At 70.5% G+C, this 15,834-nt stretch carries 12 protein-coding genes and 1 tRNA gene; 3 read left to right on the top strand and 10 right to left on the bottom strand.

Going from position 1 to position 15,834, the window contains the following annotated elements:
- A partial coding sequence (locus J2Y69_RS08860) for a hypothetical protein (protein ID WP_310019715.1) occupies positions 1-180 on the top strand: 180 nt, incomplete at its 5' end.
- Positions 181-462: 282 nt separating this feature from the next.
- Here J2Y69_RS08860 and J2Y69_RS08855 read toward each other — a convergent pair.
- The 5 genes from J2Y69_RS08855 to J2Y69_RS08835 form a co-directional block, all read right to left on the bottom strand.
- On the bottom strand, positions 463-1,257 hold the full coding sequence (locus J2Y69_RS08855; protein ID WP_310019713.1) for a DUF4184 family protein: 795 nt from the start codon (positions 1,255-1,257) through the stop codon (positions 463-465).
- A gap of 48 nt (positions 1,258-1,305) precedes the next feature.
- A complete protein-coding gene (gene tyrS / locus J2Y69_RS08850) occupies positions 1,306-2,610 on the bottom strand; it encodes a tyrosine--tRNA ligase (protein WP_310019710.1) in 1,305 nt (434 codons plus the stop codon).
- A 64-nt stretch (positions 2,611-2,674) separates the two neighbouring features.
- A complete protein-coding gene (locus J2Y69_RS08845; RefSeq protein ID WP_310019708.1) occupies positions 2,675-3,493 on the bottom strand; it encodes a hypothetical protein in 819 nt (272 codons plus the stop codon).
- On the bottom strand, positions 3,490-4,137 hold the full coding sequence (locus J2Y69_RS08840; protein ID WP_310019706.1) for a SatD family protein: 648 nt from the start codon (positions 4,135-4,137) through the stop codon (positions 3,490-3,492). The genes J2Y69_RS08845 and J2Y69_RS08840 overlap by 4 nt, the downstream gene beginning before the upstream one ends.
- A 239-nt stretch (positions 4,138-4,376) precedes the next feature.
- Positions 4,377-6,068, bottom strand: a complete 1,692-nt coding sequence (locus J2Y69_RS08835; RefSeq protein WP_310019704.1) for an RCC1 domain-containing protein — start codon at positions 6,066-6,068, stop codon at positions 4,377-4,379.
- Between the two features lie 295 nt (positions 6,069-6,363).
- On the opposite strand from J2Y69_RS08835, the gene J2Y69_RS08830 reads away from it, so the two are divergent.
- Positions 6,364-7,281: a hypothetical protein gene (locus J2Y69_RS08830; RefSeq protein WP_310019703.1), complete on the top strand. Its 918-nt coding sequence runs from the start codon at positions 6,364-6,366 to the stop codon at positions 7,279-7,281.
- Positions 7,282-7,343: 62 nt separating this feature from the next.
- On the opposite strand, the gene J2Y69_RS08825 is transcribed toward J2Y69_RS08830, so the two are convergent.
- Together J2Y69_RS08825 and J2Y69_RS08820 are read right to left on the bottom strand one after the other, a co-directional pair.
- Positions 7,344-7,434 (bottom strand) — tRNA-Ser (locus J2Y69_RS08825).
- A gap of 97 nt (positions 7,435-7,531) precedes the next feature.
- Positions 7,532-8,584 carry a hypothetical protein gene (locus J2Y69_RS08820; RefSeq protein WP_310019701.1) on the bottom strand — a complete coding sequence of 351 codons (1,053 nt, stop codon included), beginning with the start codon at positions 8,582-8,584 and terminating at the stop codon, positions 7,532-7,534.
- 104 nt (positions 8,585-8,688) lie between these two features.
- Here J2Y69_RS08820 and J2Y69_RS08815 point away from each other — a divergent pair, with 104 nt between their 5' ends.
- Complete coding sequence (locus tag J2Y69_RS08815) at positions 8,689-9,462, top strand: hypothetical protein (RefSeq protein ID WP_310019698.1); 774 nt, start codon at positions 8,689-8,691, stop codon at positions 9,460-9,462.
- Between the two features lie 188 nt (positions 9,463-9,650).
- On the opposite strand, the gene cydD is transcribed toward J2Y69_RS08815, so the two are convergent.
- The 3 genes from cydD to J2Y69_RS08800 all read right to left on the bottom strand — a co-directional run bounded on the left by cydD (position 9,651) and on the right by J2Y69_RS08800 (position 15,756).
- Entirely contained in the window at positions 9,651-13,205 is a 3,555-nt protein-coding gene (gene cydD, locus J2Y69_RS08810; RefSeq protein WP_310019696.1) for a thiol reductant ABC exporter subunit CydD, read from the bottom strand.
- A 79-nt stretch (positions 13,206-13,284) separates the two neighbouring features.
- Positions 13,285-14,310 (bottom strand): cytochrome d ubiquinol oxidase subunit II, encoded by a 1,026-nt coding sequence (gene cydB, locus J2Y69_RS08805; protein WP_310019694.1) that lies wholly within the window; start codon positions 14,308-14,310, stop codon positions 13,285-13,287.
- Positions 14,311-14,325: 15 nt separating this feature from the next.
- Positions 14,326-15,756: a cytochrome ubiquinol oxidase subunit I gene (locus J2Y69_RS08800; RefSeq protein ID WP_310019692.1), complete on the bottom strand. Its 1,431-nt coding sequence runs from the start codon at positions 15,754-15,756 to the stop codon at positions 14,326-14,328.
- Between the last annotated feature and the right edge of the window lie 78 nt (positions 15,757-15,834).

Genomic DNA, 15,834 nt, shown 5'->3' with positions numbered 1-15,834 from the left:
AAGGAATTCTCAACCACCAACAAAAAGTCAGTGGACGAGGATAATTTGGCATTTGACAAGTGCACGCTGTTGAGTTCTCAAGGATCGGATGCTCCTGCGTTCCGGCCTCTCGGCCTTCCCTTCAGGGCAACTTCTCTATCTTATCCGTTCCGCTCAGTGCGTCAAATCGACACGCCGTGAGGTTCGGAACCGGATTGATCATCCCGCTTCCGGGACAACCTCTCCAGCTTATCCGTCTCGCTCCGGCTGTCAAATCGACGTCCGGCTCGTGACGGCCACCGTCGGACGCGGACGTCCGATCCCTTCCAAGGAAGAGCTGGTGGGTGATCGCTGCTTGAGGGGAGCTGGGCCTTTCAGCCTCTCGCTCAACCCTTTGGGGCGAACAGGTAATAACTTACGCGGATCCGGCGGAAGGCGGCAAATCGAGCCGCGCGGCCGGGCGTGTCGCCCGACTTCCGAGCGCTATCCGACCTTCGGGATCGGCGTGCTTCGGGCAACGATCCGACCCACTCCGAGACACAGGGCCAAGGTCAGCACCGCCCAGACGGCGCAGGCCGGCGGGAGGACGCGGTAGGCGAGATGCTGCGCCGTGAACTCCGCATCGGGTGCCCCGTAGACCGCGAGCCCGACCAGCCATCCGACCACCAGCGCGAGCGGAAGGCTCAGCCACCACACCATCCGCAGCCACCCCGGCGCCTGTCGCGGAATCGCGCCGGGCCGACGGTGCCGCAGCCAGACCAGCGCCGCGACGGCGAGCAGCAGCAGTCCGAGCGCGCTGGACCCGTGCTGCAGCCACTTGTATCCCGGCAGAGGGCCCCACTGCTCATCGAGCACGGGGAGGAAGGACGTTCCCGTCCTCCCCTCATGGGTGAACTCATCCCAGGCGATGTGACTCGCCACCCCGAGCGCGAGCGCGGCGAGAAGCCAGAGCACGCCTCGGGCGGAGGGGAACGTCTCGCTGAGAACGGTGCGCCCTCGCGCATCCCAGGACTCCGGCAGCCTCCTGGCCAGCCAGGTCGGCGCGAGGGCACGCGAGGCCGGACGCAGCAGCAGCCGCCAGACCAGCAGCAGCCCGAGCGCCACGAGCATCGTGGCCGGCAGCATCCGCAGATCGTGTGCGAAGACGTACGCGGGTCCGTTGAGCCGGACGAAGAGCGGGAGGTCCGGCGTCATCGCCCCGATCGCGATCGCCGCCGGAACCAGCGGAGTCCGCACGAACGGCACCGCGACGATCGCGTGACTCGGCGTGAACGGCATGATCCCCCTCGTCGTCCCTGACGGACCGGCTCTCGATCGGTTCCGCGGTCAGGACACGGGGAGGAGTCCTGCGAGCGTCTTCTTGCCGCGCCGGAGCACGGAGACCCCGCCCGGGAGCGTCAGCCCGACCTCCGCCGCCTCATCGTCCACGCGCACGCCGTCGAGCGAGACGCCGCCCTGCGCGACGGCTCTCCTGGCCTCGGAGAGGCTGGCGACGAGCCCCGTCTCCACGAGCGCATCCACCACAGGGGTCCCGGCGGCGACCCTCGCGTTCGGAAGCTCGTCGAGGGCCGAGCGCAGCGTCGCGGCATCCAGCGTCGACAGATCCCCCTGTCCGAACAACGCATCCGACGCGGCGATCACCGCCGCCGTCGCCTCGGCGCCGTGCACCGTCACGCACACCTCGAGCGCGAGGCGCTTCTGCGCCGCGCGGCGGAAGGGCTCGGCGTCGACGAGCCCCGCGTACTCCTCGATCTCGGCGCGGGACAGGAAGGTGAAGACCTTGAGGCGATCGATGACGTCCGAGTCGGCCGTGCTCAGCCAGAACTGGTACATGCGGTACGGGCTGCACATCTCTGCATCGAGCCAGACGGCGTTGCCCTCGCTCTTGCCGAACTTCGTCCCGTCGCTGTTGGTGATCAACGGCGTCCCGATCGCGTGGACGGACGCTCCCTCGACGCGATGGATCAGATCCGTCCCGCTGGTGAGGTTGCCCCACTGATCGGATCCACCGGTCTGCAGCACGCAGCCGTACTGCCGGTAGAGCTCGAGGTAGTCGAGCCCCTGAAGGATCTGGTAGCTGAACTCGGTGTAGCTGATGCCGGCGTCCGAGTTCAGACGCGCACTCACGGCGTCCTTCTTCAGCATCGTGCCGACGCGGAAGTGCTTGCCGATCTCGCGCAGGAAGTCGATCGCGCTCAGAGGCGCCGTCCAGTCGAGATTATTCACCATGCGGGCGGCGTTCTCGCCCTCGAAGCTCAGGAACCGCTCGACCTGGGCACGCAGGCGCGCCACCCAGTCGCCCACGGTCTCCCGCGTGTTGAGCGTGCGCTCCGCCGTGGGACGGGGGTCGCCGATCAGCCCGGTGGAGCCGCCGACGAGCCCGAGCGGCTTGTGCCCGGCCAGCTGGAGGCGGCGCATCGTGAGCAGCTGCACGAGGTTGCCCAGATGCAGGCTCGGGGCCGTGGGGTCGAACCCGCAGTAGTACGTGATCGGCGGCCCGGCGAGCAGGGCGCGCAGCGCCTCCTGGTCCGTCGACACGTGGACGAGGCCGCGCCAGACCAGCTCGTCCCACACGTTCTCGAACGTGTGGTCGATCGCCGGTTCCGCGGTCGTCAGTTCAGGGTTTGACACGGGATCCAGGCTATCAGCGGCCGAGGCCCGCCCCGGGGCGGTGGCTCTCCCGAGCCTGCGAGGGTCAGGCGGCGGCCCACCAGAGGAGGAACGCCCCGCCGAGCGCCACCACCCAGCTGACCAGGCTCCCGACGAGGAAGTACTCCGCGCGCGTGCCCCCGTCCCCGTCGCGCGAGATCTCCGGGAAGCGGACGATCCCCTTCGCCGCCAGCATGGCCGCCAGCAGCGAGTACGCGCCGGCGAGGGTCAGCAGGAGCACGAGCACCCGTTCGAGAGGACCGATCAGCCGACCGCCCCGGAAGGGGACACCGGAATCGTCCGGATCCTCTGGAGCCGAAGCAGCGTCCGGAGTCGGGGCCGAAGTCGAGTCCGGGGCCGGAGTCGAGTCCGGGGCCGGAGCCGAGACCGAAGTCGAGTCCGGGGTCGAGACCGGGGCCGGAGCGGGGACGGCGTGCTCGCCGACCAGCGCCGCGCGCACGATCACGTTGCCGGTCTCGAGCATGATCGCGAAGACGCCGAGAGCGAGCACGGTGAGGTCGATCGAGACGTCGCCGACCAGCGCGCTCGGCCGCCATCCGGCCCCGAAGACGCCGGCGTCGGATCGTGCCGGGAGCAGGGCGACCGCGGAGACGGCCAGCACGGCGAGCAGCACGGCGGGCCAGAAGGACAGCGGCGCACGCCCCTCACCGGGCATCAGCCACACCCAGAGAGCGCCCACCCCGATGCCGAGCAGTGCCGCAGGCACGGCTCCGGCGAGGACCCCGATGACGAGGATCAGCAGGGCGGCGACCGCGATGCCGATCCAGCGTCCCGTCCCGTGGAGGAACTGCCTCAGCACGTCGGCCGCACCGACCGCGAGCAGCGCGAATCCGGCGAGGATCATGCGCTCCCCCTCCCCCGCAGTGCCTCGAAGCCCATGACGACGGCCGACGATCCCGCGGTCTGCAACGCCTGCGACACCGCGGACTGGCTGATCCCCTCCTTCGCGGCGAGCGCCGCCTGGGTCCGATGCAGGCAGCGGCCGTAGGTGAGCCGGCGCACGCGCCCGGTCATCCCGGCGACGATCTCATCGCGGGCGAGGACGTACGCATTGGCGAGGTCGATGGCGGCGTGCATGCCGTCATCCTCCTCCGGGCCTCCGACGATCCAGGTGCGCGAGGTCGGCACGGCGCGCTGCTGGCGGGCGTGGACGATCTCGATCGCCGAGCGCGCGGCCCACCATCCAGGCCCGTCCTGCAGCCGGGCGGCGTCGGAATCGACCTGCCGGATCTCCCCGACGCCGATCCCGAAGCGCAGATCGTGCCCATCGGGCAACCCGAGCTGGACGAGGAGCAGGGAGGCGAGGGCGTCTCCGAGCGAGGAGTACCGCGCCTGGAGCTCGTCCCCCACCGTCGCATGGAGCGGCTCCACCGCGAGGGGGATGTCCGCCTCGACCCGCGCCACGATGTCGTCGAAGATCTTCTGCGCACCCGAGCGATCACGCAGAAGCCGCGAGCCGACGATGTCGGCGATGACTGCAACACCCATACGATAAGCATATCGCTTATATGTTGTCAAACATAAGGTGTTTACTTATTTTTGCAGGACCATCAGCAGTGCAATCGAGGCCGATGTCTCCCGAGCACGGGCACCCGGCCGGCGGGTGAACGACGAATGCGCGGGAGCGACCGCCCCCCAGAGGCCCCTCCCGCGCATCCGCCGGCGGATCCGGGACCACCGTCGAGATGACGGGGGTCCCGGCCGCGGCATGCCAGCGAAGCTGGCGGCTAGACGATCCCGCGGTCCCGCGTGGGAACCGGGATCGGCGAGACGTAGTCCCCCTTGACATAGAGGCCCCAACGGTAGGTGCCGATGTCGGTGACGTTGGAGAAGCCTTCCAGGGTCGTGGGAACCGCGATCGGCCCCGGCGTCCCGTTCTCGCTGTTGCCCCAGGTCTTGACCGTCCCGTCCGGGAACTTGGCCGCACCGGAGAACTGGCTGAAGACGACGCGGTCGGCGCCTGCCAGCTCGGGGACGAGTGTCGGCGTCGCCGCCGATGCCCCGTTGAGGCCGAGCATGTTCTGCGCGCCCTCCACGTTCGCGTCGCCCCAGACGTAGACGTCGCCCGAGGCGGTCTTCGCCGCGAAGCCGGTGAAGTCGCCCCAGATCTTCTGTACGCCGGAGAGGCCCGGGATGATGGTCGGAGTGGGCGTCGAGCCCGCGTTCATCCCGCTCAGGTTGCGGTCCCCTCGGCCCCAGGTCCAGACGTTCCCGTCCGAGTCGACGGCCTTCACCGACGCCGCGCCGTTGATGTCGACGCCCGCCGCCGCGATGTCGACGATCGTGACTCCAGCGGGGAAAGTGACCGGCGACGCATATTTGTTGTCATCGTTGCTCCCGTCGCCGTTGCCGCCGGCGACACCGTGGCCCCAGGACCACACAGCCCCATCCGCGTCGAGCGCGTAGCCGTTCGTCGGGCCCGTCGCAACCTTGACGATGTTGCTGCCGAGCGGGACTCCCGGCGCTGTGAGCACCGGAGTCGGAGATGTCGTCGCCACCCCGCCGTTGCCGCCCTGTCCCTCCGGGAAGCGAACAGACCCGGTGCTGCTCAGCACCGACCCGTCGGTCTTGAGGATGATGATGCCATCCTCCATCGACTCCGCCTGGGCGACGCTTCCGGCCGGCAGGACCTCCAACGGCGACAGAGCCGGGTGCGGGACGTCGTCCCCGGTGCCGAGCTCGTAGTTCACGTTGCGACCCCAGCCGAGGAGCGCGCCGTCGGTGGTCACCGCGAACCCCTGCGCCGTCCATCCGCCCTGGGACAGGTGCGCGACCGTCTGACCGCTCCGGACGATCACCGGGTAGAAGGAGTCGAAGACCGCCGGCTGGTTGATGCGGAACTGGTTCTCGCTCGGTCCGACGATGCCGGTCGCCTTCTCGTTCCCGAAGAAGGCGTCGTGCCTCCCCAGCGAGTAGAAGCTTCCGGGGCTCACGGTAATCGGAAGGGTGGTCGACGGCACCGTCGGCGCGGAGGTCACCACGGCCGTGATCGTGCTCGGGCCGGCGAACTCGCCGGTCACGCGATTCGTCGTCGGGATCTGGAACGACGACCCGGTCCCGGAGTACACATAAGTAGAGGTGTCGTCCGCGAACTTCAGTCCGGGACCGAGCGTCACCGTCACCGTCTTCAAGCTCGTGTCGGGGCTGCCGTCGGCGAGCTTCACCGTCACCGTCGTGTCGATCTCGCGCGTCACCAGGACATCGTTCAGCTTGTTCGTCACACCGTTCGGCGTGACCTCGATCGTCACGAGCGGGCTGACCGACGCCGCCGCGGCGGGCAGCGCCACCATCGTCGCGATGACGGGAACGGACCAGGCCGCGCCCTTGACTATTGTGCGGCGATGGACTCTCCCCGTCTCCCCCTGCTGGCGATGACCCTCGACTGCGCCCTGTCCGTCCGGAATCGTCACGTCGTTCATTCGTCTCTTCTCATCCTTTTCCATTGCGTTGCGCCGCACATCCCCCAAGGGGCCCTCCGGCGCCGAAGTGCGGTCGCACTCGTCTATTGAGACGTACGAGGCGCCGCACCCTCCGTCCCGGGGATGCAATTCCGGAGCTTTCTGCGCAGATGGCAGGAGCTTTCGGCGGGACAGGTGATACCCCCCACACCTCTCCGTCTCCCTAGACGTACGGAACCTCGACGGACTCCCGCCGCCCGCACCGTGCGGCGGCTGACCATCGCGTCCGCCCTCACCCGCCCGACCCGGACTCTGGATGCAACCTTCCCCATCGCCGCGCACCGCGCGTGAGCCGTCAGCCCTCCCCTCGCTGACCGCGCTCGGCTGGGCGGTGCGCGGAAGGCCTCCGTCCGGCGCATCGGTGGAACTGGCCGAGACCAGGACCTGGACGGCGGCGCGGCTCTGGTCGACGGCCTGCACGCTCGGCTCCCTGCCGCTCCCGGCGGGCACCCATCGCGTCCTCCTCACCATCGACGGAGAAGGGACTCTGCGCACACGCGGGAGCTCTTTCTCCCTGAAGGCGCGGCAGCTCGTCTTCCTGGACGGCGAGGAGCCGACGGTCACCGAGAACGTCGGGCTGTGGGCGAGGTACGAATGGCACCTCCGGAGCCCTCTCCTGCGAAGCCCTCCCTTCGCCGATCATCTGGCCATCCCCCTGGAGATCGACGATGGGCACCAGCAGCTGCTCGCGGCGGCGACGAACGTGACGGCCGTCGCGCCGGGACTCGCCGACGGACCCGGCGCTCCGTTCCTCCTCGACATGCTCACCGCGATGCTGTCCGCCGCGGTCACCGACAGCGTCGGCGTCCCGACCACGCTGTCCCCCGCCCAGGCGGCGCACTTCCGCGAGGCGCTACTGCTGATCGATCAGCACCACCGCGACAGCTCGTTCTCGGTCCAGACGCTCCTGCGCCGCATGTCGCTCTCGAAGTCCACGCTCCACAGCGTCTTCGCCGCGGCCGAGTCCACGCCCCGGCAGCAGCTCGAGGCGCGGCGCGCGTCGTCCGCCCTGTCCGAGCTGAACACGAACCCTGCACGGGGCAAGCAGACTCTCGGGGAGATCGCACGACGATCCGGCTTCGCGTCGATACGCCAGATGCAGGACGCGCTGTCCCGGAACCCGGCCCTCCCCCCGAGGGCTCGGGAAGACAGGTCAGCGCGGGAGCGGTCGTAGCCCTCGGCGGCCGCGGCGCTCACGGGAAACGAAGAAACCCCCTCACCAGGAGGGGGCTTCTGTGGCGGTGACGGTGGGATTTGAACCCACGGTAGGGGGTTACCCTACACAACTTTTCGAGAGTTGCACCTTCGGCCGCTCGGACACGTCACCGCGGAAGAGTTTACGCGACGGCGGGGTCGAGCGCGAATCGACCGTCCCGATCGACACGACCCTCAGCCCCCGACACTCAGCCCTCAGCGCGTCGCGCTCACCATGCCACGGTGACCTCGGCGTGCGCGCGGAGGATGTCGGCCGTCGTCCCCGCGGGCGCCCGGCCGATCCCGCATTCGGTGGCGACGCCGAAGACGGGCGCGTGCGGCAGCGCGGAGGCGATCCTCCGCTCGGCGCCCTCCGCGCCGTCCTCACGGTGCACGAGACCGAGGTACAGCTCCGTCCCGGCGTCGAGCCGGAGCCCGTCGAGCGGGGCGAAGTAGGCGTCGTCGTCGCGCTCGATCGGGACGGGGAGGTGCAGCCAGGCGAGCGGGCGCTCCACGGCGTCGGCGACCGCGTTCGCGAAGCGCACGAGGTTCGCCGCGTCCACGGGCTCGGCGAAGTGATGCTCCCCCGCATCCCCGTAACAGAGGTGGACACCGATCTCGACGTCGGCGGGCACGGCCGACACCAGCGCGACGAGGCGTGCGACGAGGCCGTCGAAGGGATCGCCCGGCCACCAGGCGTCCATGACGCGTCCGTAGCCGGCGGCGCTCTCGATGATCCCCATCTCGCTCGCCACGTCCCACTGGATCGCGAGGTCCTCGGCCGGGATCGCCGCGAGGATGTCGGCGACCTCACGGAGGATCGCCGCGGTGTAGACCGGCTCGATCGCCGTACGGTCCTCGCCCGCGAAGAAGGAGGCGACGACCGCCAGCGGCGTGGGCAGCGACACCTGGAACCGCATGTCGTCGGCGACGACGCCCTCAGCGCGCAGGCGCAGGAAGACCTCGTACGAGTCGCGAGCGGCCGAGGCATAGCCGAGCGCCGGCAGCCGGATGCCGGCGGCGTCCACCCCGTCGGCGATACGCAGTGGGCGGGCATCGAGCCCGGCGCCGAACGGGATCGGCTCCGCGCCGACCCGCTCGATCCCCTCCGCCTCCCCGAGCACGTCGGGCTGGAACATGATCCAGTGGAACCGTTTGCCCACCTCGCCGTCCGGGATCCGCTTCAGCCGCGTCCCGAGGAACTCGACGGCCGTGCGCATGGTGGTCTCGGCGTCGTCGTGGTTCACGCTGCCGACGAGGAGGGCTCCCTGGGGCTGAGTCATCCGTCCAGCGTATCGATCGGCGGTTTTGCACGGCGACGCCCCGGGACGTTCGGCGGCCACGCGGTTAGGATGGCCTAAGTACGTCGACGAAGGGAGCCGCCGCCGTGGCCCACATCCGCTCGCACGCCCTGGACGAGACGGGGTACGTCGTCCTGGACCGGTACGACCAGACCACCGATCCCGCCGAATGGTTCGATCTCGAGTACGTGCCGTGGCGATCGTCCGGCATCACGCGCTTCGCGCCGCTCGCCAGCTACGCCGGCGACCTGGAGTGCAACGGCTTCTGGAACCACACTCCTCCGCGCCCGGACAAGGACGGCGTGTGGATCCCGCGGCAGGCGACCGCGGCGCCGACCCTCGTGCGGCGGGCAGAGGAGGCCGGCGCCAACATCGGCCGCTGCCGCGTGATCGAGCTGCAGCCCAACACCTACGCCGATGCCGTCTACAACCTGCATCAGGACGACAACAACCGTCTCAACGAGGAGGGCGGCTGGGTCGTCCGCGGCTTCCTCAACCTGACCGACGACCCGGAGTCGCTGCTCATCCTCCGCTCCGACCGCTTCGACCCCGCGACGGAGATCCGGCTGCCGCTGCCCGCCGGCTCCCGCATCGTCGTCGACACCCAGCGGTTCTGGCACGCGGTCTGGCATCGGGGCGTCGCGCCGCGCTACGCCCTGATCGCGTCCTGGACGTCCGGGCCCGAGCTCGACGCGTACATCTCCTCGAACCACGGCGACCCCCACCCGGTCTCGGTCCACCTGGACGAGGCTCTCGTCGAGGAGGGCCAGCGCGAGCTGCATCGCCGGATCGAGGAACGACGCCGCATCTTCGAGGCGCAGGGCATCACGATGGAGCCGCCGGAGCCCCTCTGGCCCTGAGCGCCGCCGCCGTGCTGTCGGCCGAGTACACGGATGTCGGCCCGAATCCCGGATATCGGCCGACAGAGTTGAAAAGGGCCGACAAAGTGTGAGCGGGCCGACGCTGTGAACAGGCCGACGCCGCGTGCACAGTCTGACTGCGTGAACCACCGACGCCCACAGGACCAGCCCGGGACGGCTCACGCGGGTCAGACCGTGCGGCCCTCGGCGATGCGGATCACGCGGTCGACCGACCCGTCGGGCGGTGCCACGTGCGAGATCAGGATGACGGTCTGGCCGTCTGCGGCGTCGAGCAGGTCCCGGAGCAGCGCGTCCGAGGTCGCCGGGTCCACCCCGGCGGTCGGCTCGTCGAGCACCAGCACCGGGAAGCCGCGCAGCAGCGCGCGGGCGAGCGCGATCCGCTGCCCCTGCCCGCCGGAGACGAGGGCGCCGCGTTCGCCGACCCTGGCATCGAGGCCTCCGCGCTCGCGGACCCAGTCGGCCAGGCCGACCCGGGCGAGCACCGCGAGCAGCTCGTCGTCGGTCGCGGTGTCGCGCGCGAACAGCAGGTTCTGCCGGATGTCCTCGTCGAACAGCTGCGGCGACTGCTCGCACAGGCCGACGATCCGGCGGAGCTCCGGGCCGCGCATCCTCCCCGCATCGACACCGCCGAGCCCGTACTCGCCCTCGAACCGCAGGAATCCGACGAGCACCGCCGCGAGCGTGGACTTGCCGGCGCCGCTCGATCCCGTCACCAGCACCCGTTCGCGGGCACGTACGTCGAGGTCCACGCCGTCGAGCGCCGGTCGGCCTGATCCGGGCCAGGTCGCCCGAAGCCCCCGCAGCCGAAGATCGGGATGGGCAGCGGGCACCATCTCGGGATCGCCCTCGTCGCCGCGCACCTCCGGCGGGACCGAAGAGGGCAGGGCATCGTGGATCCGGGTCGCGCTCGCCCGCACGCCCCGCCAGGCGGACGCCGCCTGCGGCACCGCGCCGAACACCTCGAAGACGGCCATCGGCAGCAGCACCGCGACGGCGAACCACGGCGCGTCCGCGGCGCCGCCGGGTTGGCCGGGTGCTGCGGCGGCGAGCGCCCAGATCGATGCGGCTCCGGCTGCCACCGAGACCACAGACGCCGACAGCGCCTGCGCGAGAGCCGCCCGGGTGATCGTCCGCCGCAGCGCCGCGTCCGCGGAACGCACGCGCTCCCGAGCCTGCCCCTCGACCCCGTAGGCGAGGAGGACGTCGAGACTCGCGAGCTCGTCCGTCAGCGCTCCGGCCAGCTCCGCGCGGCGGAGCGCGATGGCGCGTTCCGCCCGATCGCCCGCCACCCGCCCGAAGAGCACTGCCCCGAGCGCCGCGAGGACCAGGCACACGGCGAGCGCCAGCGCCGCCGTCGGCGAGATCAGGGCCATCACGCAGACGGAGGCGAGGGCGACGATGCCGCCGGTCACGAGCGGCTGCACCACCCGGAGCGGCAGGTTCTGCAGGTTCTCCACATCGTCGACGAGAGCGGAGAGGACGGCGCCGCGGTCCGTCCGCCCGAGGCCCGCCGGCGAGAACGGGATCAGCCGCCGGACGATGCCCGCACGCAGACCGGCGAGCCGGCGGAGAGCTGCATCGTGCCCGGTGAGCCGCTCGAGATAGCGGAACACCGCTCGGGAGACGGCGAAGAACCGCACGCCGACCACCGCGACCGACAACGGCACGAGGGAGTCCACCAGCGAGGCGCTGACGATCAGCCATCCGCTCACGAGCAGGAGCGACACGGCGGCGGCCGCCGAGAGGACCCCGGAGGCCAGCGCCGGGAGGAAGCGCGACGTCTCGGGCATCGCACTGCGCAGGAGTCCACGGACGGACGTGTCGAACGGCGGCCGGACGGGCTCCTGGGTCGGCGGCTGGACGGGATCCTCGGCCGACGGCTGGATGTCGCGGGCGGGCTCCTGATCGGGCGCCTGGGCGGGTTCCCCGGCGGCAGCGGCGTGTGGATGCGGCTCCGGATCCGCAGCGGACCGCTCGGACGCGGTGCCCGCGATGCCCGCGGGTTCCTGCCCGATCTCGACGATGTCGTCCGCGATCGCCCGGGCGGAACGCCGGTGCGAGACGAGCAGGACGATCGCGCCGGCGTCGGCCGCTGCACGCACCGACCGCCACAGCCGCCCCTCGGTCTCGGCGTCGAGAGCGCTCGACGGCTCATCGAGCGCGAGCACCGCGGCCCCCGCCTCCAGCCGATGGAACGCCCGTGCCACCGCGACGCGCTGCGCCTGTCCTCCGGAGAGACCCGCGCCCTGCACGCCGAGCTCCATGCCGGGATCGAGGGTTCCCGCCCCCGCGGCGGCGAGCGCCGCGCGGACCGCCCGCGGATCCGGATCGTCCACGCCGAGCGCGACGTTGGCGGCGATCGTCCCGCGGATGAGCCCGGGCTGCTGCCCCGCCCAGGCCAGCCACGTCGACGCCTCGATCCCGCGCAGATCCCGTCCGTCCAGCTCCGCGACGCCCCGGTACGGCGCCGCTCCGCGCAGCGCAGCGACGAGGCTGGACTTGCCCGCCCCGCTCGGCCCCTCGATCACCGTCACCCGGCCCGGCCGGGCGACGAACGAGACCGGCGGCAGGCCACGGACCGACACCTCCCGAAGGACCAGCCCGCGTCGCCCCCCATCGTCGCGATGCCCGCCGTCGTCGGGATGCCCGCCGTCGTCGCCGACGGGCACGGCGGATCCCGACGCACCGGCCCCGGCCACAACCCCGGCACCGGCACCGGCCACAACCCCGGCACCGGCCCCGGCATCGGCCCCGCCCTCGGCACCCGCATCCGCGCCCGCCTCGTCCAGGACCGCGAAGACGTCCTCCGTGGCGGCGACGCCCTCGGCCGCCGCATGGAACTGGACGCCCACCTGCCGGAGCGGCAGGAACGCCTCGGGCGCCAGCAGCAGCACGAACAGCCCAGGGCCGAGGGACATGTCGCCCGCGAGCAGCCGGAACCCGACCGCCACCGCGATGATCGCCACCGCGAGGGAGGAGAGCAGCTCCAATGCGAACCCGGAGAGGAAGGAGAACCGGAGCACGCGCATGGTCTCGCGGCGGTACTGCTCGGCGGTCTCCTGCATCCGTGCGGCCGCGCGATGCTCGCGCCCGAACAGCCGCAGCGTCGCGAGCCCCTGCACGGTGTCGGCGAACCGCGCGGCGAGCTGTTGCAGCACCGTGAGCTGGCGGCGCTGCACCGCACGGGTGGCGATGCCGATGAGGATCAGGAAGAGCGGGATCAGCGGGAGCGTGAGGACGGCCGTCAGCCCGCTCGGCCAGTCCTGCGACCACATGACGAGCACGATCACCGGCGTCGCGACCGCGGTCAGCACGAGCTGCGGGATGTATCGCGAGAAGTACGGGTCGAGGGCGTCGAGCCCGTGACCTGCGGTCACCGCGAGCGCGGCCTGGTTGCGCCGCCCGAGCCATCCCGGCCCCAGTCTCCCTATCGCGTCCAGGAGCGCCGAGCGGAGCTGCGCCCCGGTGCGCGCAGCCGCCCGTGCGCCCCAGGCCTCCGCGAGCCAGAGGAGGAGACCGCGGGCCAGCACGATCACCGCCAGCCAGCCGAGGGTCCCGCCCTCCACCGGCCGCCCCTCCGCGACCCCGGTGATCGCGTCGGCGAGGAACCAGGAGAAGGCGATCGTGACCGCGGTCTGCGCGAGTGCGATCACCGCCGAGGCGCCGAGATAGACCCGTGCCGCCGGAGCGTAGCGGAGCAGGCGCGGGTCGACCGGCTTCATTGGACCCTGCCTCCCCCGGGACGCGACGAGCCCCGCGGACCGGCGTCGGCCGGCCGCGGGGTCTCGTTCGGGCGCGGACTCACGCGTGCGCCGGAGCGGCCTCGATCGAGGCCCTCGTGACGCGCTTGCGGAACACCCAGTAGGTCCAGGCCTGGTAGGCGAGCACGAGCGGCATCGCGACGAGGGCCGTCCAGCTCATGATCTGCAGCGTGTACGGGGTGCTCGACGCGTTCGCGGTCGTCAGGCTGTTCGCCGGATCCATGGTGGAGGGCAGCACGTTCGGGAACAGCGCGGCGAACAGCATCGCGACGGCGGCCATGATCGTGACCATCCCTGCGATGAACGCCCATCCCTCCCTCTTCAGCGCGGAGAGGACCGCGGAGGCGATCAGCGCGACCGCGGCGATCGCACCGCAGACGATCGCCGCCGGCAGCAGCGAGGGCCGTCCCGCCGCGATCACGATGGTCCAGACGACGGTCCCCGCGGCCACGAGGACCGTCGGCACGGCCGCCCGCTTCGCGAGCCGCCTGGCGTCCGCCCGCACCCGGCCGTCGGCCTTGAGCGCGACGAAGTACAGCCCGTGCAGGAAGAAGAGGAGCAGGGTCGTCACGCCCACGAGCAGTCCGTACGGGTTCAGCAGCGTGAGGATGCTCCCCCGGAACACGTGGTTCTCGTCCAGCGGGACGCCCTGCACGATGTTCCCGAAGGCCACGCCCCACAGCAGCGCGGGGACGACCGAGCCGATCACGATCATGCCGTCGAAGCGACGCTTCCAGCGCGAGTCCGGGCGCTGATGCCGGTACTCGAACGAGACGCCGCGGGCGATGAGCGCCAGCAGGATGAGCAGCAGCGGGAGGTAGAAGCCGCTGAACAGCGAGGCGTACCACTCCGGGAACGAGGCGAACAGGCAGGCGCCGGCGACGATCACCCACGTCTCGTTGAGGTCCCAGACCGGGCCGATCGTGTTGATCACCTGCCGCCGGGAGACGTCGTCCTTCCCGAGGAAGGGCAGCGACATCCCGACGCCGAAGTCGAAGCCGTCGAGCACGAAGTATCCGATGAAGAGGAACGCGACGATCCAGAACCAGAGTGTGGCGAGGTCCATATCCATTCCTTCCGATCAGTAGACGACCGACGGCACGCCGCCGGGCTTCCCGGAGTCCGCGGACTCGTCCGGCTTCTCCGTCGTGTCAGGGCCCTTCTGCGCGGCCTTCACGATGAGCCGGATCTCCACCACGGCGAGCGTGGCGTAGATCGCCGTGAACGCGATGAGCGAGATCAGCACCTCCAGCCCGCTGACACCCGGCGAGACGCCGTCCTGCGTGGTCATCAGGCTGAACACGATCCAGGGTTGTCGGCCCATCTCGGTGAACACCCAGCCCATGACGTTGGCGGCGAGCGCGAGCGGGAACGACCAGATCGCGATCTTCCACATCCAGGGCGCCGGTGCCCTCTTGGCGCTCTTCCGGGTGATCCACAGCCCGACCAGGGCGATGAAGGCGTGCAGCACGCCGAGGCCGATCATCCAGCGGAAGGCCCAGTAGGTGATCCACAGGACCGGGGTGAACTCGGTAAGCCCGGTGTCGGCGAACCTCGTCGCGTACTCGGCGTTGAGGTCGTTGATGCCGTGCACGCACCCGTCGACCGTGTGCGTCGACAGCAGGGAGAGCAGGTACGGCACCCGGATCGAGAACAGATCGGTCTTGCCATCCGGGGTCCCCAGCGTGAACAGGCTGAACGCGGCATCCGGCCCGCAGACGGTGTTGAAGGTCGCCTCCGCCGCCGCCATCTTCATCGGCTGGGTCGCGTACATCGCCAGCCCCAGCTGGTCGCCGGTGAGCGCGACGCCCGCGGTGGAGAAGATCATGGCCCAGAGGCCGAACTTCAGCGAGATGCGCATCGTGTCGAAGTGCCGGCCGCGGGAGAGGTGCCATGCCGAGACGGAGATGACGACGCCGGCCGCGAACATGAAGGCGCCGAAGATCGTGTGCGGGAACGCCGCCAGCGCCACCGGGTTGGTGAGGAGGGCTCCGATGTCGACGAGCTCCGCCCTGTTCGTCGCGGCGTTGTACTCGTAGCCCACCGGGTTCTGCATGAACGCGTTCGCCGCGATGATGAAGTACGCCGACAGGATGCTGCCGACCGCGACGCACCAGATCGTGAGCAGGTGCAGCTTCGGGCTGAGCTTGTCCCATCCGAAGATCCACAGGCCGATGAAGGTCGCCTCGAAGAAGAAGGCGAGCAGCCCCTCGAAGGCGAGCGGGGCGCCGAAGACGTCGCCGACGAAGCGGGAGTAGTCGGACCAGTTCATCCCGAACTGGAACTCCTGCACGATGCCGGTGACCACGCCCATCGCGAAGTTGATGAGGAAGATCTTCCCGAAGAAGCGCGTGAGGTGCAGGTACTCGACCTTGGCGGTGCGGACCCACATCGTCTGGAAGATCGCGGAGACCGTGGCCATGCCGATCGTGAGCGGCACGAACAGGTAGTGGTACACCGTGGTGAGCCCGAACTGCCATCGGGACAGCACCAGGGGATCAAGCCATTCCATGCAGGACTCCTTCTCTCGCCCTTCCGTCACGCTAGCGGCGGCCCTCTCCGAGGGACAGCGCCCGCCGCCGTGGATAAC

The organism is Microbacterium resistens, assembly GCF_031456305.1.
In the GTDB taxonomy this organism is placed as follows: domain Bacteria; phylum Actinomycetota; class Actinomycetes; order Actinomycetales; family Microbacteriaceae; genus Microbacterium; species Microbacterium resistens_A.
Note: the sequence above shows the minus strand (reverse complement) of the source record. Positions and strands in the feature narration are given on the sequence as shown.